The organism is Streptomyces diastatochromogenes (genome assembly GCF_002242805.1).
In the GTDB taxonomy this organism is placed as follows: Bacteria; Actinomycetota; Actinomycetes; order Streptomycetales; family Streptomycetaceae; genus Streptomyces; species Streptomyces diastatochromogenes.
Genome location: NZ_MCGQ01000038.1, coordinates 156,737 through 178,128 on the forward strand (window position 1 = coordinate 156,737; position 21,392 = coordinate 178,128).

Here is a 21,392-nt window from a genome sequence, read left to right on the forward strand (position 1 = left end):
GAGTCGGAGGTGCGGGCGAGCTACTCCTCGGTCTCGCTCACGTCACCCGGGCCGAAGGGGTCGCTCGTGTCGACTCCGATCCGTGCCTCCGTACCGTCCGTACGGCGGGGCGTCAGCGTGAACGAGATCCGGTGCGTGTGGGCTCGGGCCACGCCGGCTTCCGCGTCCGCCGTGACCGCCCAGACCCGGAAGCCGCCTCTCGCCCTCGCGTCCGCGCGCAGCTCGACCTCGAACTCCATCTGTACCGGTCCGACGCTGAACTGCCAGTCCTGTCCCGCCCCTTGCGCGGCGGCTCTGGTCAGCTCCTCCCGCACCGCAGTGACCGCGTCAGCCAAGCCGATCTCCATGGAACGCCCCCCAGCGTTGGTCCAGCCGCCTTGTCGGCACAGCGTAGAAGCCTGGGGGCGGTCGCAGTGCCGAAATGGCAACACCCGGCGATCTCATGGGCGATGACGCCGTCCGCCGGGAAAATGCGTGGCCCTCTTCGTTGTGTCTTCCGTACTGTCGACGGCGACAGAACATCGCGCGCTGCCCTGTGGGGCGGTGCGCCTCCGTGATTCAAGAGGGGAGCCCGGCCGTGCGTGACCGTACCGCCGTCGTCGTTCCCCCTTCGCGGTCCGAGGTGATCCTGGTGTCCTCGTCCGTCCGGTGCCCGCTGCGCGGCCGGCACCGGATGCCCGTGACGACGCTCTGACCCGGTTCGCTCACTCGTACGACCCGTCTTGCGGGTCGGTCAGGCTCGGTGTGTCCTCGTCCGGGAAATCGCGCTGCCCTTTTTCCTGATCCTCAGAAAGGCCCTGGGCCGTGCGCACCAACCTCAGCAACCTCGCCGCCGTCCGTAACCTCGGCATCCTCGCCCACGTCGACGCCGGCAAGACCACCGTCACCGAGCGCTTCCTGTATGCGACGGGGACCACCCACAAGCGCGGCGAGGTCCACGACGGCACCACCGTCACCGACTTCGACCCCCAGGAACGCGACCGTGGCATCACCATCTTCGCCGCCGCCGTCAGCTGTGGCTGGGACGGCCACCGCATCAACCTCATCGACACCCCGGGCCACGTCGACTTCGCCGACGAGGTCGAGCGTTCGCTGCGCGTCCTCGACGGGGCGATCGCCGTCTTCGACGCGGTCGCCGGCGTCGAGCCGCAGAGCGAGTCGGTGTGGCGGCAGGCCGACCGGCACGGCGTACCCAGAATCGCGTTCGTCAACAAGCTGGACCGTGCGGGCGCCGACCTCGACCGGGCCGTCGACTCGATCCGGGAGCGGTTGCATCCCGCCCCGCTCGTCGTCCAGTTGCCGATCGGGGCCGAGGACGGCTTCACCGGCGTCGTGGACCTGGTCCGCATGCGCTCCCTGGTCTGGGACGGCGGTGACGGTACGGCGGTGGAGGGGCCGGTTCCCGAGGAGCTGGCGGTAGAGGCCCGGCGGCGGCGCCGGGTGCTGGAGGAGGCGGTCGCGGAGCTGCATCCGGCGGCGTTGGAGGAGTTCTGCGCCCGGTCGGTTCTGTCCGAGCCGACTCTGGTCGCCGCGCTCCGGGACCTCACCCGTACCGGGGACGGTGTGGTCGTGCTCTGCGGCTCCGCCTATCGCAACCGCGGCATCGAACCGCTGCTGGACGCGGTGGTTGCCTATCTGCCGTCGCCGCTGGACGTGCCCGCCGTACGCGGTGTCCACGAGGACACCGAACAGCGGCGGGCCGCCGACCCCGAAGCGCCGTTCGCGGCGCTCGCGTTCAAGGTGAACGCGGGCAGCACCGGGCGGCTGACCTGTGTGCGCGTCTACTCGGGCACCATCGAGAAGGGAGACACCGTGTGGGACCCCGGCACCGGGCGCACCGAGCGGGTGGCGCGGATCCTGCGGCTCATGGCGGACCGGCATGTCCAGCTGGACCGGGCGGTCGCCGGTGACATCGTCGCCCTCGCGGGCCTGAAGTCGGCGCGGGCCGGTTCGACGCTCTGCGATGCCGGCGCCCCGCTGCTGCTGGAGCCGGCCGTGGTCGCCGAGCCCGTGGTGTCCGTCGCCGTCGAGGCGCGCCGTGGCACCGACACCGGGCGGCTGGTGAATGCGCTGGCGCGGCTGGCTGAGGAGGATCCCTCGCTGGTGGTGCGCACCGACGACGAGACCGGGCAGACCGTGCTGTCCGGGATGGGCGAACTGCATCTGGAGGTCGCGGTGGAGAAGATCCGCCGGGACGGTGGACCGGAGGTTGTCGTGGGGCGTCCGCGGGTCGCGCACCGGGAGACCGTCGTGGGTGGGGTGCGCGGGCTGGTCTACCGGCACGTCAAACAGGACGGCGGGGCCGGGCAGTTCGCGCATGTCGTGTTCGATGTCGAGCCGCTCGGGGCCGAAGTCGGCGTCACCGGCTTCGAGTTCCGGTCCGTCGTGGTCGGCGGGCGGGTGCCGCAGGAGTATGTGCGGGCGGTGGAAGCCGGCTGTCGGGACGCGCTGGCCGAGGGGCCGCTCGGTGGTCACCCGGTGACCGGGCTGCGGGTCACGCTGACCGACGGCTCCACCCATGTGAAGGACTCCTCCGACATGGCCTTCCGCACCGCCGGGCGGCTGGGACTGCGCGAGGCGCTGCGCGTCTGTGCGGTCGCCCTGCTGGAACCGGTGGCCGAGGTCACGGTCACCGTGCCGGAGGACGCGGTCGGCGGGGTGCTCGGTGACCTGGCCGCTCGGCGTGGCCGGGTCACGGGGTCCGAGAGCCGGGGCGGCTCGGCGGTGCTGACCGCCACCGTGCCGCTGGCCGAACTGTTCGGCTACGCGACTCGGTTGCGGAGCCGGACTCAGGGGCGGGGTACCTTCACCGCCCGTCCCGCGGGGTATGCGGCGGCACCGCAGCCGGTGCCGGTCCGGTAGTCGTCACCCTCGCCTGTGTGGGCCGCGCCACGCGCTGCGCGTGGCGCGGCTCCATGCCTGCGGCGCAGCTGCGGGTGCGTGGGGGCCCGGGTCGCGCCTGCTGTGTGTCGTGGGTCGGGGCCGCGCCGGGGGGTGTCCGTCCTCGGTCCGGCGCACTGTGGGGCCGAGAGGTACCCCGGGTTTGCGCCGGCCGCTGCGGGCGGACACCCCCCGACACGTCCCCTTCCCGCCGTGCGCGGGTGCGGCGCCGTACGGGCGCGTCGTGTCGGGTCGACCGGGCGTTCAACGCTGTCTGCGTCGTGTCGGGACGACCGTGCGTCGAGCGCTGTCTGCGTCGTGTCGGGACGACCGTGCGTCCAGCGCCGCCTGCGCCGCGTCGGGCCAACTGTCCCTCCAGCGCCGCCTGCGCCGCGTCAGGCCAACCGTCCGTCCAGCGCTGCCTGCCAAGTCGGTGAAGGCATCGAACCGGCCATCGGCAGCCGCTGGCCGCCCCGGGTGAAGAACGCCGCCAGTGGGAGGACCGCCGCGCCCACGGTCACCGCGTCCGGTCCCAGGTGGCCCAGTTCGATGCCGACCCGGTTCGAGGGGAAGCGGAGGGCGTGTGCCAGGGCGTGGGCGCGGACCTCGTCCAGGAAGGCGCCGCCCAGTTGGAGGCCCGCCCAGCCGCCGATCAGGACGCGTTCGGGCTGGAAGAGGTTGATCAGGTCGGAGAGGCCGGCGCCCAGGTACTCGGCGGTCTCGGTGAGGACGGCCGTCGCCACCGGGTCGGGCTTGCGGTCGTTCGAGGGGCGTGCCGCGGCCAGTAGTTCGGTCAGGGCCTTCTCCTCGTCGGCCTCCGACGACGGCTGCCCGCCTGCCTCCTGCCAGCGTGCCACCAGGGCCTCCGCGCCCGCGTACGCCTCCAGGCAGCCCACGGCGCCGCAGCGGCATCGGCGCCCGCCGACCCGTACCGTCAGATGTCCCCACTCCACCGCCCGGCCCTGGGCCGCCTCCTCGGTGACCACACAGGCGCCGACGCCCGAGCCGAACAGGATGACCACCGCGTTGCGGGCGCCGCGTCCGGCGCCGAACCACATCTCCGCCTGCCCCAGGGTCTTCGCCCCGTTGTCGATGAAGTACGGCACATGAGCGGGTAGTTGTCCGGTCCGGCGGAGCATCCTCTCCAGTGGGACCGCGTCCCAGCCGATCGTCTGGCCGTGTACGACGGCGCCGTCCTGGCCCGCGTCCTCGATGATGCCGGGCACGCCGATGCCGACGCCCAGCAGGTCGGTGGGGGAGAGGCGGGCCGTGGTGAGCACCTCGGTGATGCCCTCGTGCACACGGCCTACGACGGCGTCGACGTCGTAGCCGTGTGGTCCCAACGGGCGCTCTGTGCGGGCAAGTTCACGTAGCCCGAGGTCGAACAGCTCCACGTGCACCCGGGTCTCGCCCATGTCGACCCCGATGAGCCGGCCGCTGTCCGGTCGTATCCGCAGCAGCCGGCGCGGTCGGCCGGCGTCGGAGCCGACGCTGCCCGCCTCCTCCACCAGGCCGTCGGCCAGCAGTTCGGCCACGACGTTGCTGACGGAGCCCGAACTCAGCCCGGTCGCCGGACCGAGGGCATGCCGGCTCATCGGGCCGTCGAAATACAACCGTTGCAGAACGGCGCCCCGGCTCTCCCGCCGCAGGTCACGCACCGTACGGCCGCCCTGCCCTGCCACCCGACCTCCCTGGTTCGCGCCCCATGTCGGCCCGCCGGACCGGATGTCGTTGCCGGATCCCTTGACGAGCGTTTCTCTTGAGGTTTAACTCACATCCTAAATTAAGCCATGAGGGGCTTCGGGAGCCGAACGGGGTGTCGGCTTCGGCGAGCGCCCCTCGGGGTTCTCGACTCCCCGAAAGGGACACCAGGAGCCATGCGCAGCATCCGAGCCGCGGCCGTAGGCGCCGTCACCATGTCTCTCGCCCTCGCGGCCACGGCCTGCGGAGGCGGTTCGTCCAGCGGCGGAGGGTCCAACGACTCGCCGAAGACGCTCACCTACTGGGCCTCCAACCAGGGGGCCAGTATCGCGGTCGACAAGAAGGTTCTGCAGCCCGAACTCGACAAGTTCGAGAAGCAGACCGGCATCAAGGTGAAGCTTGAGGTCGTGCCCTGGTCCGATCTGCTCAACCGGATTCTGACGGCGACCACGTCCGGTCAGGGCCCGGACGTGCTGAACATCGGCAACACCTGGAGCGCCTCCCTGCAGGCCACCGGCGCGCTGCTGCCGTGGGACGCGAAGAACTTCGAGAAGATCGGGGGGAAGGAGCGGTTTGTCGACTCCGCGCTCGGGTCCACGGGTGCGCAGGGCAAGGATCCGGCCGCCGTACCGCTGTACTCGATGGCGTACGCGCTCTACTACAACAAGCAGATCTTCGCCGACGCGGGCATCTCCAAGCCCCCGGCCACCTGGGACGAGCTGATCGCCGACGGGAAGAAGATCAAGGCCAAGGGCAAGTCGGTCCTCGGCGCCGAGGGCGCGAACGTGTCGGAGAACATCCACCACGTCTTCGTCTTCGCCAAGCAGCACGGCGCCGACTTCTTCACCGCCGACGGCAAGCCGGACTTCACCGATCCCAAGGTGGTCGACGCGGTCAAGCAGTACGTCGACCTGATGGCCAAGGACAAGGTCATCCCGACCGGCGACGCCGAGTACGCGCAGAACCAGTCCGTCAGCGACTTCGCCAAGGGCAAGCAGGCCATGCTGCTGTGGCAGTCCGCCGCTGCCAACCTCAAGTCCCAGGGCATGAGCGAGGACGCCTACGGCATCGCCCCCGTACCCGTGCAGTCCGGCACCCCCGGCACCGGCGCCCAGACCAACTCGATGGTCGCCGGCATCAACATGGCGGTCTTCAAGAACAGCCACAACCTCGACGGCGCCACGAAGTTCGTGAAGTTCATGACTAGTGACGAGGAGCAGAAGGTCCTCAACACGGCCTACAGCACCGTACCGCCGGTCAAGACCGCCCAGGAGGACGCCGCCTTCAACTCCCCGGACACGGCGGTGCTGAAGCAGACCCTCGCCACCAGCGCGGCCGCGCTGCCGCAGGTCGCCGCCGAGTCGCAGTTCGAGACGGCGGTCGGTACGGCCGTCAAGGAGCTGTTCGCCGACGCCGCCGGCGGACGCGCGGTGACCGCCGACTCCGTCAAGGCCGCGCTGGAGAAGGCGCAGCAGCAGATGCCGGCGGCCTGAGCACGATGACGACCACCGCTCTGAAGGAGCCGGTGCGCGATACCTCCCCCGGTGCGGCGCGCGAACCCCGCCGCCGCACCGGGCGGATCCGCCGCGTCGGACTGCCGTATCTGCTGCTCCTGCCCGCCCTGCTCCTCGAACTCCTCGTCCACCTGGTGCCGATGGCCATCGGCATCGTGATGAGCTTCAAGGAACTCACCCAGTTCTACATCCGCGACTGGGGCAGCGCCCCCTGGTCCGGCTTCGGCAACTACAAGGTGTCGGTGGACTTCGACGCCCCCGTCGGCGAGGCCCTGCTGCACTCCTTCTTCGTCACCGTCGGCTTCACCCTGCTGTCCGTCGCCCTGTGCTGGCTGATCGGCACCGCCGCCGCGGTGTTCATGCAGGACACCTTCCGCGGCCGCGGTCTGCTGCGCGCGCTGTTCCTGGTGCCGTACGCGCTGCCCGTCTACGCGGCCGTCATCACCTGGGTGTTCATGTTCCAGCACGACAACGGCCTGGTGAACCACGTCCTGCACGACCAGCTGCACCTCACCGACAAGCCGTCGTTCTGGCTGATCGGCGACAACAGCTTCTACGCCCTGCTGACCGTGTCCGTGTGGAAGGGCTGGCCGTTCGCCTTCCTCATCGTGATGGCCGGACTGCAGAACATCCCGCGCGAACTGTACGAGGCGGCCGCGCTGGACGGCGCCGGCATGTGGCAGCAGATCCGCCGCATCACCCTGCCGTCCCTGCGCCCGGTCAACCAGGTGCTGGTCCTCGTGCTGTTCCTCTGGACGTTCAACGACTTCAACACGCCGTACGTGCTGTTCGGCAAGGCCGCCCCCGAGGCCGCCGACCTCATCTCGGTGCACATCTACCAGGCCTCCTTCGTCACCTGGAACTTCGGCACCGGATCCGCCATGTCCGTCCTGCTGCTGCTGTTCCTGCTGGTCGTGACGGGCCTGTACCTCCTGTTCACCTCACGCGGACGGAGGGCCGCCGATGTCTGACTCCCCGATGGCGCCGCCCCGTTCGTTCCTGTGGTCCCGGCGGATCTTCCTCACCCTGCTCACCGGATTCGTGCTCGTGCCGGTGTACGTGATGGTCTCCAGCTCGCTGAAGCCGCTCGCGGACGTCACGGGCAAGTTCCGCTGGCTGCCCAGCGGGCTGACCTTCCGGCCGTACATCGACATCTGGTCGACGGTCCCGCTCGCGAAGTACTTCGTGAACTCGCTGATCGTGGCGGGCGCGGCCACGGTCTGCTCGGTGGTCATCGCCGTGTTCGCCGCCTACGCCGTCAGCCGCTACGACTTCCGCGGCAAGCGGGTCTTCACGGTGACCGTGCTGTCGACGCAGATGCTCCCGGGCATCCTCTTCCTCCTCCCGCTGTTCCTGATCTACGTCAACATCGGCAACGCCACCGGCATCGCCCTGTTCGGCTCCCGCGGCGGCCTGATCCTGACGTATCTGACCTTCTCCCTCCCGTTCTCGATCTGGATGCTGATCGGCTACTTCGACTCGGTGCCGCGCGACCTGGACGAGGCGGCGCTGGTGGACGGCTGCGGCCCGCTCGGCGCGCTGCTCAGGATCGTCGTACCGGCCGCCGTCCCCGGCATCGTCGCGGTTGCCGTGTACGCCTTCATGACCGCGTGGGGCGAGGTGCTCTTCGCGTCCGTCATGACCAACGACACCACCCGCACCCTCGCCGTCGGCCTCCAGGGCTACTCCACCCTCAACGACGTCTACTGGAACCAGATCATGGCCGCCTCGCTCGTGGTGAGCGTGCCGGTGGTCGCCGGGTTCCTTCTCCTGCAGCGCTATCTCGTCGCCGGACTGACGGCGGGCGCCGTCAAGTGACCAACACCCCGCATTCCGAAGGGACTTCCGTGTCCGAACGCATCGACCTCGCCGCACTACCGCACGACTTCCTGTGGGGCGCGGCCACAGCGGCGTACCAGATCGAGGGGGCCGTCGCCGAGGACGGCCGTTCACCGTCGATCTGGGACACCTTCTCGCACACCCCGGGGAAGATCGCGAACGACGACAACGGCGACGTCGCCTGCGACCACTACCACCGCTGGCGCGAGGACATCGGCCTGATGCGGCAACTCGGAGTCGACGCCTACCGGTTGTCCGTCGCCTGGCCGCGCGTGTTCCCGGGCGGGGACGGACCGCTGAACCCCAAGGGGCTCGCCTTCTATGACGAGTTGGTGGACGCCCTGCTGGAGGCGGGCATCACCCCGTCCGTCACCCTCTACCACTGGGACCTGCCGCAGGTGCTCCAGGACCGCGGCGGCTGGCCGGAGCGGGCGACCGCCCTCGCGTTCGCCGACTACGCCTCGACCGTCGCCGAACGCCTCGGCGACCGCGTCAAGTTGTGGGCCACCCTCAACGAGCCCTCCTGCTCGGCCTGGATCGGCCACCTGGAGGGCAAGATGGCCCCCGGCTGGACCGACCTCACCGCGGCCGTACGCGCCTCCTACCACCTGCTCCTCGGCCACGGCCTCGCCACCCAGGCGATCCGCGCCGCCGTCCCCGACGCGCAGGTCGGCATCGTCAACAACCTCTCCACCGTGCACCCCGCCACCGACCGCCCCGAAGACCTGGCGGCCGCCCGCCGCCACGACGGCCATGTGAACCGCTGGTGGCTCGACCCGGTGCACGGCCGTGGCTTCCCCGCCGACATGGTCGAGGCCTACGGAGTCGAACTGCCCATCGCCGATGGCGATCTGGAGACGATCGCTGCCCCGTTGGACTGGCTCGGCCTGAACTACTACTTCCCGGCGTACGTCGCCGACGACCCCGACGGGCCGGCCCCCCGCGTCCGCTCCGTACGCCGCCCGGACGTCCCGCGCACCGGCATGGACTGGGAGATCGACCCGAGCGGCATCGAGACACTGCTGCTGCGCCTCACCGAGGAGTACGGCGCACGGAAGATCTACGTCACCGAGAACGGCTCGGCCTACCCGGACGTGGTCCGCCCCGACGGCACCGTCGACGACCCCGAGCGCCAGGACTACCTGGAGCGGCACCTCGCCGCCTGCGCCTCGGCGGCGCGCAAGGGCGCCCCGCTCGCCGGCTACTTCGCCTGGTCGCTGCTGGACAACTTCGAGTGGGCGTACGGCTACGCCAAGCGCTTCGGACTCGTTCACGTCGACTACCGCACCCAGGTGCGCACCATCAAGGGCAGCGGACACCGGTACGCCGACATCGTGCGTGCCCACCGCGGCCAGGTGCGCCGGGCCGCCTGAGCCGGGGCCCGGAAGGCCGGTGGGCGCGGGTGCGGGAGCCCGTGCCCACCGGCCCGTACCTCACTTGGAACCTCTGAACTGTCATGCACGCGCCAACACCCGTCTCGTGAGGAGAGCCGCATGCCATCCCGTATCCCGCGCACCCTGCTCGCCACCCTGTCCACCGTGGCCCTGCTGGCATCGGGCCCGCTGCTGGCCACCCCCGCCCACGCCGCCACCGTCTCCTGGGACACCGACCGCGCGGCCGGCGCCTACGCCGTGAACCCGGCCGCCGTCACCGCCTCCGGCAGCGAGAACGCCGGCACCACCCCCGACCTCGCCGTCGACGGCAACGGTGCCACCCGCTGGTCCAGCAACTTCGCCGACGACGCCTGGATCCGCGTCGACCTCGGCTCCACGATCCGCATCGACCGGGTCGTCCTGGACTGGGAGGCCGCCTACGGCAAGCGCTACGTCCTGGAGGTCTCCAGGAACGGCACGGACTGGACCCCCTTCTACACGGAGACCGCCGGCACGGGAGGCTCCGTCACGGCCCACACCTACCCCCAGGAGGTCACCGGCCGCTACGTCCGCCTGCGAGGCCTCGAACGCGCCACGCCCTACGGCTACTCCCTGTGGAGCTTCAAGGTCTACGGCGGCGAACCGGCCCCGGCGTCCACGACCCGCACCAACCTCGCGCTGAACCACCCGGCGTACTCGAACTACTACCAGCACGCGGGAAACTCACCGGCGTTCGTCACGGACGGCGGCTGGCCGGCCGATCTCAAGGGAGACCTGACCCGCTCGTCGAGCGACTGGAACGCGGACCGGTGGGTGTCCGTGGACCTGGGCGCGCAGTCGACGATCGACACGGTGGACCTGTACTGGGAGTCGGCGTATGCGGTCGACTATGTGGTGCAGGTGTCGGACGACAACCGCACCTGGCGCACGGTCTACGAGCCGTCGTCCACCGACATCGCCGCCCGTCGCGCCGACGTCAAGTCCCCCTCCGACGCGGCCGGCCTGCACGACACGATCAAGCTTCCCTCGCCCGTGACCGGTCGCTACGTCCGGATGCTCGGCAAGGAACGCCGCTCCTTCTACAACCCCGCGCCCGCCACGGCCCAGTTCGGCTACTCCCTCTACGAGTTCCAGGTCTGGGGCACCGGCGGCAGCGCCGCGGCCGCCTACCCGGCTCTCCCCGCCGACCAGTCGGGCACGTACCGCACCACGTTCTTCGACGACTTCACGGGCGCCTCGCTCGACCGCTCGAAATGGCGGGTGGTGCGCACCGGCACGGAGATGGGCCCGGTGAACGGCGAGTCCCAGGCGTACGTCGACTCCACGGACAACGTCCGCACCGCGAACGGCAGCCTGATCCTGAAGGCCAAGTACTGCAAGGGCTGCACGCAGGCGGGCGGGGGAACGTACGACTTCACGTCGGGCCGCATCGACACCCATACGAAGTTCGACTTCACGTACGGGAGGGTCAGCGCCCGGATGAAGGTGCCGGTCGGCGACGGGTTCTGGCCCGCCTTCTGGCTGCTCGGCAGCAACGTCGACGACCCGTCCGTGTCCTGGCCCGCCTCCGGCGAGACCGACATCATGGAGAACATCGGCTACGGCGACTGGACGAGCACGTCCCTGCACGGCCCGGGCTACTCGGCGGACGGCAACATCGGCGCCCGCCAGACCTACCCGAACGGCGGCACGGCGGACCAGTGGCACACGTACGCCGTCGAGTGGACACCGACGGCGATGCGGTTCTACGTCGACGACCGCCTCGTCCAGGAGACGACCCGCAACGTCCTTGAGTCCACTCGGGGCCAGTGGGTCTACGACCACAACCAGTACGTGATCCTCAACCTGGCCCTGGGAGGCGCGTACCCGGCCGGCTGGAACAAGGTGACCAGTCCTTACTGGGGGCTGCCGCAGGCGAGTGTGGACAAGGTCGGGGGTGGGGGAGTGCAGGCGGAGGTGGACTGGGTGCGGGTCGAGCAGAAAGGCTGACCGTGTTCACGCCGCCGTGTGCTCGTCGCGCATGTTCCTGACGTACCGGCTCAGGGCGTCGGCGCTGTGGAAGACCCGGTAGTCGCTGGCCTCCAGCGCCTCCTGCTCCGCGGGAGTGGTGTCGGTCGCGAGCACGACGGGCGTGCCCACCTCTTCCTGGAGACCGTGCGGCCAGTAGGCGGCGGCGATGGTGATGGCCTCGCCGCTGCGCGGATCGATGACCTCGCTGTCCAGCTCGGGGTGGGCGAACCCGGCTTCCGCCAGTTCACCGAGGAGCGCGGCGAGCCCGGGGACCTCGTCCACCGCGGAGGGTTCGGTCACGGCCACCGCGGTCGGCGGGAGGGCGCTGCGCGTGGACGGGACGAGGTCCACGGGGGCCGGGCCGTCGTGCAGCGTCTCCAGGAAGTCGTTCGCGGCATAGGACAGCAACTCGCGCCGCGCCGCCAGGAAGTCCGGGTAGTTCTCCACGCGCCACAGTTCCGGATCCATCGGGATCCACTGGGACTCGAGCGCACCCGGGGCCCGCATCGTGATCTCGGGGAGGTAGTCCGCCGGATTCCTCGCCCCGACCCGCAGGTTGGTGTCCTGCGTGAGGAAGCAGAAGTTGGCGACCGCGTTGATCTCGGCCCGGTTGTAGCCGTGCTCGCGCAGGCGCGCCTTGGGAAAGATGTGGTGCACCTGGAGGGAGTTCAGCCGGCCGAGCATGCCGTCGCGCAGCGGCACTCCGCTGCCGAGGTCCTGAGCCTTGTGGACACGCGTGAGCATGTAGAGCAGTGGATAGAAGCGCGATCCCATGCTGGAGCCCACGAAGTCGTCGGGGCGCACCTCCAGGGTGCCCCCGCGGCTACGCCGCAGCACGTCGATGAGCCGCTCCACCCCGCCGTCGTCCAGCGCCTGCAGATCCTGGTTGAGGGCCGTTTCGGTCGCGCCGGTGTGCCGGCCCCACAGGAAGCTGTGCACGTACCAGTAGAACAGCCGGTCACGGGTGAGGGCGTCGGGGAAACGGCCGCCGTGCAGGTGCAGCAGACGGCTCATGACCGGGAAGGCGCCTCGGCCGCTCAGCACCTTGCCGTGGTCGAGGCCGAGCCGGCCGCCGAGCGTGTTGAGGACGTGGGCGACGGAGTCGATGGTCTCCTTCAGGCCCGCCTGGAAGTGCGGGACCCTCACCTCGGCCAGCTTCGAGAACTGCGCCTCCCCGGTGAGGACCGCGTTGACGTTGCGCAGCAGCCAGTCGAGCTTGAAGTCGAATCCCGCGGCGGACCAGCTCGCCAGGGCCTCGTTCATGGTGGGCCGGGCCTCGGGCCAGGAGGCGCAGATCGCGGCCAGGGCGAGATCGCCCTTGGAGAGCTTGGTGCCGCCCGAGTTGACCCGGTTGAAGATCTCGACGACGACGTCGATCGTCTTGTCCTCGCCCGTCACCTCGTCGATGTGGACGTCGCGTTCCTTGATCTGGGTGATGCGGTTCAGCCGCTCCACGTAGACGGCCTGCACCTGCGTGTCACCCTCGGCGAGCTGGGTCACGGTCAGCAACTGGCTGCCGAGACCGCCCTGGAGCAGCGCGGTGACGTCGACCCACTGGGGGTTGTCCTTCATCTTCGCCGGCGCGTAGAACTCGAACGCCTCGGTCTCCAGGTTGAAGTGAAGACCGGTCAGCGTGGACGGGTTGCCCTCGAAGAAGCGGGGAAGGTGGCCGCGAGTGACCCCGTAGAGCGTGGTGACCCGCTGCTGGCCGTCCAAGAGGAGATGGACCGTACCGTCCCTGCCGAAGTCGCCCCCGCGCGTCTGGGTCGTCTCGGCCTTGGTGCTCCACGTCAGGAAGCCGCCGATCGGATAACCGCGGTACAGGGACTGGAAGAAGCCGCGCACCTGGTCGCGCGTCCAGACGTAGCCGCGCTGGAATTCCGGCAGCGCGATGTCGCCGGAGTCCACCTTGTCGAGAATCTGGGAAATACGCACTTGCTTCCTGCTCTCCGGGCCCGGCGGCTTCCCCCCACCAGGATTTCCATGCGATCTGCACAAAGTATCAGTCGTCCCACGTCGACACGGGTGGAACGGAGGCGTGCGGTGCTGCGGCGATCAAGCCGGGGCCTGTCTCGTATAGCCGCGGCACACCCTGCTGGTCGTGGTGGACGGCGAGGGGGGCGTCGTCGGGACCGGGGCGCTGGACTCGCGGGGGCCGGGGTCGCCGCCGAATCCGCGGTGGCTGGCCGAGCGGTATCCGTCGGGGGAGACGGCGCAGCTGCGGCGGGTGTATGTGCGGCCCGGGCATCGACGGCGGGGTATCGCACGGGAGTTGGTGGCGCAGCTGGTGGAGTTCGCCGTCGCGGACGGCGGGTACCGGGCCCTGTATCTGCACACCGATCCCGCCGTGCCGGGTGCCGAGGCGTTCTGGCGGTCGATCGGGACAGCCGTGCACGACGTCGGGCCGTCGGCGGTGAACAAGGCATCGTACACTTCGAGATAGCGCTGGGCGAGAGGGGATGCGTCTCTCCCGTGTGCTCGCCGGGCTGACCCTCGTCCCGCTGCCGGCCGGCTGCCTCGCCTCTGGCGGAGACGCCATGCCACCCGTCCTCGCCGCGCTCCTGGTCGTCGGTGTGCTGGGCCTGGCCGCCGCCGCGTGCGCGATCGTACGAGGCCAGTCCGCGCGGTCGTAACCACACACCGTCGTACGCGCACGCGGAAGGGCCCGGACCAGCAACCGGTCCGGGCCCTTCGCGCCATCCCTCAGCGCGCCGCCAACTCCAGCACCATCGGCTCCGGCTCGGTGACCGTCTCCTCCGCGGTCGCACGCGAGTTCCGCCACAGCCACAGCACATCCCGGCCGAACGACCACACCAGCGAGCCGAGGGACAGGAGGGCGATGCCCAGGTTGGCCATGTGCGGCAGCAGGTCCGCGCCCGCCAGCAGCAGGCAGATGCCCTGGAGCGCGGCGACCGTCTTGCGCGCGAAGGACGGCGGCAGCGGGGCGTTCAGCCAGGGGGCGACGCGGGCCGCGGCGACGAACGCGTAGCGCATGCCGCCGATCAGCAGCACCCACGGGCCGAGTTGCATGGACACGTACACGCTCAGCACCAGGATCAGGAACGCGTCGACCTCCATGTCGAAGCGGGCGCCGAGCGCGCTGGAGGTGCCGGTGCGGCGGGCCACCTTGCCGTCCACGCCGTCCAGGAGCAGGGCGACGGCGGTCAGGGCGACCAGCAGGGTCACCGGCGGTGCGCTCTCGAAGGAGTCCGCGACCAGCGCGGTCACCCCGCCGACCAGGGTGGCCCGGCCGAGGGTGACCCGGTTGGCGGGACCGAAGGAGCTGAGCCGGGAGCGGTGCAGGGCGCGGGAGAGGACCGCCCAGGTGGCGAACGCGAAGGCGAGCCCGGTCAGCCAGCCGGCCGGCCCCATGCCGATGGCCGTGCCGAGCAGGGCCAGCAGCAGGATCTGGACGCCCGCTCCCACGGCGGTCTCCTGCTGGAGCCTTGCGTCATACATGTTGTTCAGGGCCACCGCGCATTCCTCCGGCCGAGTGACAGAGTCGATCAACGCCGCGTACTGTGCGCGGCCTGTGCACTTCTCGGTACGTGAACAACTTCCCTATCGTTCAGGAGGATGCCGATGAACCACTCGGCCCGCGCGTTCTGGCTCCGCTCACCGGGGCACGGAGAGATCCGCGACGTCGCCCTCGCGGGGCCGGCCGAGGGCGAGGTGCTGGTCCGCACGCTGTACTCCGGGGTCAGCCGCGGCACGGAGACCCTGGTGTTCCGGGGCGGGGTGCCGGAGTCCCAACACGCCGTGATGCGGGCACCGTTCCAGGAGGGCGACTTCCCCGGGCCGGTGAAGTACGGCTACCTGAACGTCGGCGTCGTCGAGGAGGGGCCGCGGGAGCTGGTCGGCCGCACGGTGTTCTGCCTGTATCCGCACCAGAGCCGTTACGCCGTTCCGGTGAGCGCCGTGACCGTCGTACCCGAGCGGGTACCCGCCGAGCGGGCCGTGCTCGCCGGGACCGTGGAGACCGCGGTGAACGCCGTCTGGGACGCGGCGCCGCTGATCGGCGACCGGATCGCGGTGGTCGGCGGCGGCATGGTCGGCTGCTCGGTGGCCGCGCTGCTCGCCCGCTTCCCCGGCGTACGGCTGCAGCTGGTCGACGCCGACCCGGCCCGCGCGAAGACCGCCGAGGCCCTCGGCGTGGACTTCGCCGCACCCGGGGACGCCCTCGGCGACTGCGACCTCGTCGTCCACGCCAGCGCCACCGAACAGGGCCTCACCCGCTCCCTCGAACTCCTCGCCGCCGAGGGCACGGTCGTCGAACTGAGCTGGTACGGCGACCGGCGCGTCGCCCTGCCGCTCGGCGAGGCCTTCCACTCGCGCCGGCTCACCGTGCGCAGCAGCCAGGTCGGCACTGTCTCCCCGGCCGCCCGCGCCGGCCGCGGCTACGCCGAACGGATGGCGCTCGCCCTCGACCTGCTCGCCGACCCGGCCCTGGACGCGCTCATCACCGGCGAAAGCGCCTTCGAGGAGCTGCCGGAGCTGATGCCGAGGCTCGCCGCCGGCGAGATCCCGGCCCTGTGCCACCGCATCAACTACACCGGCAGCGGCCTGACCTGAGAAAAGAGTGAGAGGAGGCTGAACACGGGGAAGCGAAGAGCCGTACTACACGGCATCCCCCCGGCAGGGAACCGCAGGGGGCACCAGACGCGCCGCACCTGGAGGGTCGTCCGTTGTTCAGCATCACCGTCCGCGATCACATCATGATCGCCCACAGCTTCCGCGGCGAGGTGTTCGGGCCCGCGCAGCGACTGCACGGCGCCACGTTCCTCGTGGACGCGACGTTCCGCCGCGAACAGCTGGACGAGGACAACATCGTCGTCGACATCGGCCTGGCCACACAGGAACTGGGTGCCATCACCGCCGAGCTGAACTACCGCAACCTCGACGACGAGCCCGAGTTCGCCGGGATCAACACGTCCACGGAGTTCCTGGCCAAGGTCATCGCCGACCGGCTCGCCGAACGCGTCCACAAGGGCGCCCTGGGCGAGGGCGCGAAGGGCCTGAAGAGCGTTTCGGTCACCCTGCACGAGTCGCACATCGCCTGGGCGAGCTACGAGCGTGGCGTGTGACCGAGACGACCGTGGCGAAGGCGCGGCTCGCCTACGTGCCCGCGCAGCCCACCCCTTCCGAGAAGGCCGGGATCATCCCCATGTCCCTGCGCACCGTGCACTTCGTCATGCCGGGCGGTGTCGACGACCCGGCCGCGCCCAGCGGCGGCAACGCCTACGACCGCCGGGTCTGCCTGGACCTGCCCGGCTTCGGCTGGCAGGCCGTGCGGCACTCCGTGCCCGGCAGCTGGCCGCGCCCCGGCCGCACCGACCGTGACGTGCTCGCCCGCATCCTCCGGGACCTGCCGGACGACACCGTCGTCCTCCTCGACGGCCTGGTCGCCTGCGGCGTCCCGGAGGTCGTCGTCCCCGAGGCCGAACGCCTGCGGCTCGCCGTGCTGGTGCACCTGCCCCTCGGTGACGAGACCGGCCTGGACGCGGCCGTGGCCGCCGACCTCGACGCCCGCGAGCGGACGGTGCTACGGGCGGTGCCCGCGGTCATCGCCACCAGCGACTGGGCGGTCCGCCGCCTCGTCTCGCACCACGGCCTCGCCCCCGACCGGGTGCACGTCGCCGCCCCCGGCGCCGACATCGCGCCCCTCGCACCCGGCACCGACGGCGTCTCCCAGCTGGTCTGCGTCGCCGCCGTCACCCCGCGCAAGGGCCAGCACCGGCTGGTGGAGGCACTGGCCGCGGTGACCGACCTGCCGTGGAACTGCGTCTGCGTCGGCGGGCTCACCCAGGACCCGGAGTACGTCGCCCATCTGCGCGAGCTGATCCGGCGGCACGGCCTCCAGGACCGGCTGCGGCTCGCCGGACCGCAGGCCGGCGCCGCACTCGACGCCGCCTACGCCACGGCCGACCTGATGGTCCTCACCTCGTACGCCGAGACGTACGGCATGGCCATCACCGAGGCCCTCGCCCGCGGCATCCCGGTGCTGGCGACCGACGTCGGCGGTGTCCCCGAGGCGGTCGGCCGCGCCCCCGACGGCGGCGTCCCCGGCATCCTCGTCCCACCGGAGGACCCCGCCGCACTCGCCGCCGAACTGCGCGGCTGGTTCGGCGAACCCGACGTACGCCGCCGTCTGAAGGCCGCCGCCCGCAGTCGCCGCGCGGCCCTCGACGGCTGGGCGACCACCGCGCGCAGCCTGGCCGGAGTCCTCGGCCGGCTGCCCGAGGCACCGAGGAGGGCGGCATGACCGACATCACGACGGTGACCGGGGGGATCCCGGCCCAGCCCGGTCCGAGCGAGGCGGAGTTCGCACGGGGAGAGGGCGCGCAGTCGACGGGCGCCGGATCCCGGGGCGGTGAGGAGCAGCCGATGGGTGGCGCGCCCCAGGACAGGGAACCCACCGACGTGATCGCCGGTGCCGGCCCCGTCGCCCGCCCCGGCGAGCGGGCCACCGTACGGCTGCGGGAGGGCGGGGAAGAGGAGCCGCCGCGCTACGCGCCCGAGTGGCTGCAACTGCGCGAAGCGGCCGACGCGGACGCCCGGGCCCAGGAGCTGCTGGACCCGCTGCGGATCCGGCTGGCCAATCTGCCGGGCCGCACGGGCGGTCTCGTCGTGCACGACCTGGGCTGCGGAACCGGCTCGATGGGCCGTTGGCTCGCGCCCCGCCTGGACGGCGCCCAGCACTGGATCCTGCACGACCGCGACCCGTACCTGCTGCACTTCGCCGCCGTGGCCTCCCCGCGCTCCGCCGCCGACGGCAGCCGGGTCTCGGTCGAGACGCGGCGCGGCGACGTCGCCCGGCTCACCCCGGACGCGCTGACCGGGGCCTCCCTGGTGACGGCCTCGGCCCTGCTGGACGTCCTGACCCGCGAGGAGATCGAGGCCCTGGCCGCCGCCTGCGCGGGAGCGGGCTGCCCGGCCCTGCTCACGCTGTCCGTCGCCGGACGCGTCGAACTCACCCCGTCCGACCCGCTGGACGCCGAGATCGCCGAGGCGTTCAACGCCCACCAGCGCCGTACCGGCCTGCTCGGTCCGGACGCGGTCACGGTGGCCTGCGAGGCGTTCGCCGAGCGCGGGGCGACGGTACGGGTGCATTCGAGCCCGTGGCGGCTCGGCCCCGAGGAGGCCGCACTGACCGCCCAGTGGCTACGGGGCTGGGTGGGCGCGGCCGTCGAACAGCGGCCCGAACTGCGCGAGCCCGCCGAGCGCTACCTGCGCGAACGCCTGGCCGCCTGCGAGGCAGGCGAGCTGAGGGTGGTGCTCCACCACAGCGACCTGCTGGCGCTGCCCCGGCCGACGGGACAGGAGTCATGAGCGGGCAGGCGGGCGCGGTTTCGGCCCCGGACGCCGTAACGGCCCTGCTGGAACCGCCGGTCGGCGAGGAGACGCACGCCTGCGCCGCCGAGCCTGCGGGGCGCATCGCCGCCGGACCCGCGCGGCGTAATGCCGCCGAGCACGTGGAGCGCGTTGCCGCCGTGCCTGCGGGGCGTGTTGTCGAGCCCGCGGGGCGTAACGCCGCCGTGCCTGCGGGGCGTAGCGCCGCCGAGCCCGCGCAGCACCTCGCCCTTGAACCCGCGGAGCACATCACCCCCGAACCCGAGCAGCGCACCACCCCCCAGCCCAAGCAGCCCACCCCCCGCCGCTTCGGCTCCCGTGCCCTCCGCACCCACATCGGCACGATCGCCGGCGTGGCCATCCTCGGCGCCCTCCTGTGGCGGCTGGGTACCGGTGTGCTGCTCGACGGGCTGCGGCGGATCGACACGGTGACCCTGCTGGTGGCGTTGGGCATCGGGGTGGTCACCACCGTGTTCAGCGCGTGGCGCTGGCAGTTGGTGGCCCGGGGGCTGCGCATCCGGCTGCCGCTGGGCCCCGCGGTGGCCGACTACTACCGGGCACTGTTCCTGAACGCGGCCCTGCCCGGCGGGGTCCTGGGCGATGTGCACCGGGCGGTCCGGCACGGGCAGAGCGCCGGTGACCTGCGGCGCGGGGTGAAGGCGGTCGTTCTGGAGCGGGTCGCCGGGCAGATCGCGCTGACCGTGTTCGGCGCGGCGGTGCTGCTGACCCTGCCCTCGCCCGTCCGGGACGACGTCCGCACCTTCGCCGCGCCGACGGCCCTCGCCGCGGCGGGCGTGCTCGCCGTGCTCCTCGCCGTCCGGATGAACCGCGCGGCCGCCCGCCGCGGCGGCGCCCTGCGCCGGGGCCTCGGCGAGGTGCGGGAGGGGCTGCTGTCCCGTCAGGCCGGGCCCGGTGTCGCCCTGTCCTCGGCGGTCATCCTGGCCGGGCACGTCGCGATGTTCGTCGTGGCGGCCCGGGTCGCCGGCTCCGCCGCCTCCGTGGCGGTGCTGCTCCCGCTCGCGGTCCTCGCCCTGGTCGCCATGGGCCTGCCGCTGAACGTCGGCGGTTTCGGCCCCCGCGAGGGCGTCACCGCCTGGGCGTTCGGCGCCGCCGGGCTCGGCGCGAGCAGCGGGGTGACCGTCGCCGTCGTGTACGGCGTGCTCAGCTTCGTGGCGAGCCTGCCCGGCGTCGTCGTCCTGGTCGCCCGCTGGTACACCGGACTGCGCGGCTACCCGTCCACGGCCCCGGAGCCTTCGGCGGACGTCAGCAGCGCGAAAATCGCGCCGAACGATTCCGTCAGGCTCGCCAGCAGTTCCTTCCCCTTTTCCGCCGACCCCAGGGAAGGACGGCCGATGACGCCCGATTCGGTATAGGCGGACATTCCCACGGTGAGCAGATGACGACGGTCGTCCGCGGTGAAATCGGCGGACTCGTATCCAGGGCGGACGAATTCGGGATGAGCGTGCAGCAGAATGGAGGTCTCGATTTCCCCTGCGTGCATGTCGGTGAGCAGCGAGGTGTGCACCCCCGCCGCCTCCCGCGCCGCTTCCCAGTCCTCGGCGGCCGGGAACAGGCCCATCCTCTCCCCGCGCGCGGAGGCCTCCTGCACGACGTTGCCCAGCACGTAGTTGCCGCCGTGCCCGTTGACCACGACGAGCGCGTCGACACCGGAGCGGCGCAGCGACGCCGCGATGTCCCGGACCACCGCATGGAGGGTCACGGAGGAGATGCTGACGGTCCCCGGCCAGGCCGCGTGCTCGTGCGAGCAGGAGACCGTCACCGGAGGGAGGAGGTGCACCGGGTACGCGGCGGCGATCTCCCGTGCCACGGCACAGGCGACCAGCGTGTCGGTCGCCAGCGGAAGGAACGGGCCATGCTGTTCGAAGCTGCCGACGGGAAGGACGGCGACCTGAGTTGAAACGCCCGCCCCCCGCATCCGTACGTCCTCCGTGGTGTCTGCCGGCACCACCCCGTATGCCGCCGCCCGCGCGCCCGAACCACTCATCTTTTCCCGGCCTTTCGTCTCTGCTTAGGAATCAGATCATGACAGAAAACATCGGCATCCTCGGCAAGAAGTCCCCGCGGCGTTCGGGTGCGGAACGCGTTGTGAATACACCGCTGCCCACCGTGTACGGGAAATTCCAGGCGATCGGCTACCTGGACCACGACCGCGGTGACGAGCAAGTCGCCCTGGTGTACGGGGAGATCGGCGCCGAGAACGTTCTGGTCCGGCTGCACTCGGAGTGCCTGACCGGCGACGCGTTCGGCTCCCAGCACTGCGAGTGCGGCGACCAGCTGGCCGCGGCGCTGCGCGCGGTGGTCGCCGAAGGCAGCGGTGTCGTCGTGTACTTGAGGGGCCACGAGGGCCGTGGCATCGGTCTGCTGGCGAAGCTGCGCGCGATGGCCCTGCAGGCGGAGGGTCTCGACACGGTCGAGGCGAACCTGGCGCTCGGGCTGCCGGTCGACGCCCGCGACTACGGCGTCGCCGCGCAGATCCTGCACGACCTCGGGGTGCGTTCGGTGCGGCTGATGTCCAACAACCCGCGCAAGCGGGAGGCGCTGGTGACGCACGGCATCCAGGTCGCCGAACAGGTGCCGCTGCTGATCGAGCCGTGCGAGAGCAACATCACGTATCTGCGCACGAAGCGGGAGCGTCTGGACCACCACCTGCCCCATCTGGACGCCGTCGCGCACGGCTCCTGATTCGGCGGGCGGCCGTCCGGAC

At 71.4% G+C, this 21,392-nt stretch carries 17 protein-coding genes and 2 pseudogenes; 14 read left to right on the forward strand and 5 right to left on the reverse strand.

The window, feature by feature from the left end; genetic code table 11:
* Positions 1 to 20: 20 nt before the first annotated feature.
* A complete protein-coding gene (locus BEK98_RS35905; RefSeq protein WP_208643325.1) occupies positions 21 to 335 on the reverse strand; it encodes a trypco2 family protein in 315 nt (104 codons plus the stop codon).
* A 469-nt stretch (positions 336 to 804) separates the two neighbouring features.
* Here BEK98_RS35905 and fusA point away from each other — a divergent pair, with 469 nt between their 5' ends.
* Positions 805 to 2,862, forward strand: coding sequence for an elongation factor G (gene fusA / locus BEK98_RS35910; protein ID WP_094220922.1), 2,058 nt, complete (start codon positions 805 to 807; stop codon positions 2,860 to 2,862).
* A gap of 413 nt (positions 2,863 to 3,275) precedes the next feature.
* Here fusA and BEK98_RS35915 read toward each other — a convergent pair whose 3' ends face one another.
* The gene (locus BEK98_RS35915; protein ID WP_094220923.1) at positions 3,276 to 4,562 is read right to left on the reverse strand and encodes an ROK family transcriptional regulator; all 1,287 of its coding nucleotides are present in this window, start codon (positions 4,560 to 4,562) and stop codon (positions 3,276 to 3,278) included.
* A gap of 195 nt (positions 4,563 to 4,757) precedes the next feature.
* Between BEK98_RS35915 and BEK98_RS35920 the strand changes: the two genes are divergently transcribed.
* The 5 genes from BEK98_RS35920 (at position 4,758) to BEK98_RS35940 (ending at position 11,296) form a co-directional block, all read left to right on the forward strand.
* The gene (locus BEK98_RS35920; protein ID WP_094220924.1) at positions 4,758 to 6,074 is read left to right on the forward strand and encodes an ABC transporter substrate-binding protein; all 1,317 of its coding nucleotides are present in this window, start codon (positions 4,758 to 4,760) and stop codon (positions 6,072 to 6,074) included.
* Positions 6,075 to 6,079: 5 nt separating this feature from the next.
* A complete protein-coding gene (locus tag BEK98_RS35925; protein ID WP_094220925.1) occupies positions 6,080 to 7,066 on the forward strand; it encodes a carbohydrate ABC transporter permease in 987 nt (328 codons plus the stop codon).
* 7 nt (positions 7,067 to 7,073) lie between these two features.
* Positions 7,074 to 7,913 (forward strand): carbohydrate ABC transporter permease, encoded by an 840-nt coding sequence (locus BEK98_RS35930; RefSeq protein ID WP_094220926.1) that lies wholly within the window; start codon positions 7,074 to 7,076, stop codon positions 7,911 to 7,913.
* Between the two features lie 29 nt (positions 7,914 to 7,942).
* Positions 7,943 to 9,307 carry a GH1 family beta-glucosidase gene (locus BEK98_RS35935; RefSeq protein WP_094220927.1) on the forward strand — a complete coding sequence of 455 codons (1,365 nt, stop codon included), beginning with the start codon at positions 7,943 to 7,945 and terminating at the stop codon, positions 9,305 to 9,307.
* Positions 9,308 to 9,427: 120 nt separating this feature from the next.
* The gene (locus BEK98_RS35940) at positions 9,428 to 11,296 is read left to right on the forward strand and encodes a discoidin domain-containing protein (protein WP_094220928.1); all 1,869 of its coding nucleotides are present in this window, start codon (positions 9,428 to 9,430) and stop codon (positions 11,294 to 11,296) included.
* Between the two features lie 6 nt (positions 11,297 to 11,302).
* Here the strand turns inward: BEK98_RS35940 and BEK98_RS35945 are convergent, their stop codons facing one another.
* On the reverse strand, positions 11,303 to 13,252 hold the full coding sequence (locus BEK98_RS35945; protein WP_094220929.1) for a GmrSD restriction endonuclease domain-containing protein: 1,950 nt from the start codon (positions 13,250 to 13,252) through the stop codon (positions 11,303 to 11,305).
* Between the two features lie 148 nt (positions 13,253 to 13,400).
* On the opposite strand from BEK98_RS35945, the pseudogene BEK98_RS35950 reads away from it, so the two are divergent.
* Both BEK98_RS35950 and BEK98_RS49200 read left to right on the forward strand, forming a co-directional pair.
* Positions 13,401 to 13,807, forward strand: a pseudogene (locus BEK98_RS35950) (GNAT family N-acetyltransferase); the annotation flags it as partial.
* Positions 13,777 to 13,950, forward strand: coding sequence for a hypothetical protein (locus BEK98_RS49200; protein WP_167444337.1), 174 nt, complete (start codon positions 13,777 to 13,779; stop codon positions 13,948 to 13,950). The pseudogene BEK98_RS35950 and the gene BEK98_RS49200, both read left to right, overlap by 31 nt.
* Positions 13,951 to 14,020: 70 nt before the next feature.
* Here the strand turns inward: BEK98_RS49200 and BEK98_RS35955 are convergent, their stop codons facing one another.
* The gene (locus BEK98_RS35955) at positions 14,021 to 14,791 is read right to left on the reverse strand and encodes a CDP-alcohol phosphatidyltransferase family protein (RefSeq protein ID WP_094220930.1); all 771 of its coding nucleotides are present in this window, start codon (positions 14,789 to 14,791) and stop codon (positions 14,021 to 14,023) included.
* Positions 14,792 to 14,899: 108 nt separating this feature from the next.
* Between BEK98_RS35955 and BEK98_RS35960 the strand changes: the two genes are divergently transcribed.
* From BEK98_RS35960 to BEK98_RS35980, 5 genes are all read left to right on the forward strand, one after another.
* On the forward strand, positions 14,900 to 15,889 hold the full coding sequence (locus BEK98_RS35960) for a zinc-dependent alcohol dehydrogenase (RefSeq protein ID WP_094220931.1): 990 nt from the start codon (positions 14,900 to 14,902) through the stop codon (positions 15,887 to 15,889).
* A 113-nt stretch (positions 15,890 to 16,002) separates the two neighbouring features.
* Positions 16,003 to 16,401 carry a 6-pyruvoyl trahydropterin synthase family protein gene (locus BEK98_RS35965; protein ID WP_094220932.1) on the forward strand — a complete coding sequence of 133 codons (399 nt, stop codon included), beginning with the start codon at positions 16,003 to 16,005 and terminating at the stop codon, positions 16,399 to 16,401.
* Positions 16,398 to 17,579 (forward strand): glycosyltransferase family 4 protein, encoded by a 1,182-nt coding sequence (locus BEK98_RS35970; protein WP_094220933.1) that lies wholly within the window; start codon positions 16,398 to 16,400, stop codon positions 17,577 to 17,579. Before BEK98_RS35965 ends, BEK98_RS35970 begins: the two co-directional genes overlap by 4 nt.
* A 122-nt stretch (positions 17,580 to 17,701) precedes the next feature.
* A complete protein-coding gene (locus tag BEK98_RS35975) occupies positions 17,702 to 18,646 on the forward strand; it encodes a methyltransferase domain-containing protein (RefSeq protein WP_244202121.1) in 945 nt (314 codons plus the stop codon).
* A complete protein-coding gene (locus BEK98_RS35980) occupies positions 18,643 to 20,040 on the forward strand; it encodes a lysylphosphatidylglycerol synthase transmembrane domain-containing protein (protein ID WP_143684201.1) in 1,398 nt (465 codons plus the stop codon). The genes BEK98_RS35975 and BEK98_RS35980 overlap by 4 nt, the downstream gene beginning before the upstream one ends.
* Here BEK98_RS35980 and BEK98_RS35985 read toward each other — a convergent pair.
* Positions 20,010 to 20,672 (reverse strand): annotated as a pseudogene (locus BEK98_RS35985) (creatininase family protein); the annotation flags it as partial. The gene BEK98_RS35980 and the pseudogene BEK98_RS35985 overlap by 31 nt on opposite strands.
* Before the next feature lie 38 nt (positions 20,673 to 20,710).
* Here BEK98_RS35985 and ribA point away from each other — a divergent pair.
* Positions 20,711 to 21,370, forward strand: a complete 660-nt coding sequence (ribA, locus tag BEK98_RS35990; protein ID WP_094220936.1) for a GTP cyclohydrolase II — start codon at positions 20,711 to 20,713, stop codon at positions 21,368 to 21,370.
* Positions 21,371 to 21,392 lie beyond the last annotated feature (22 nt).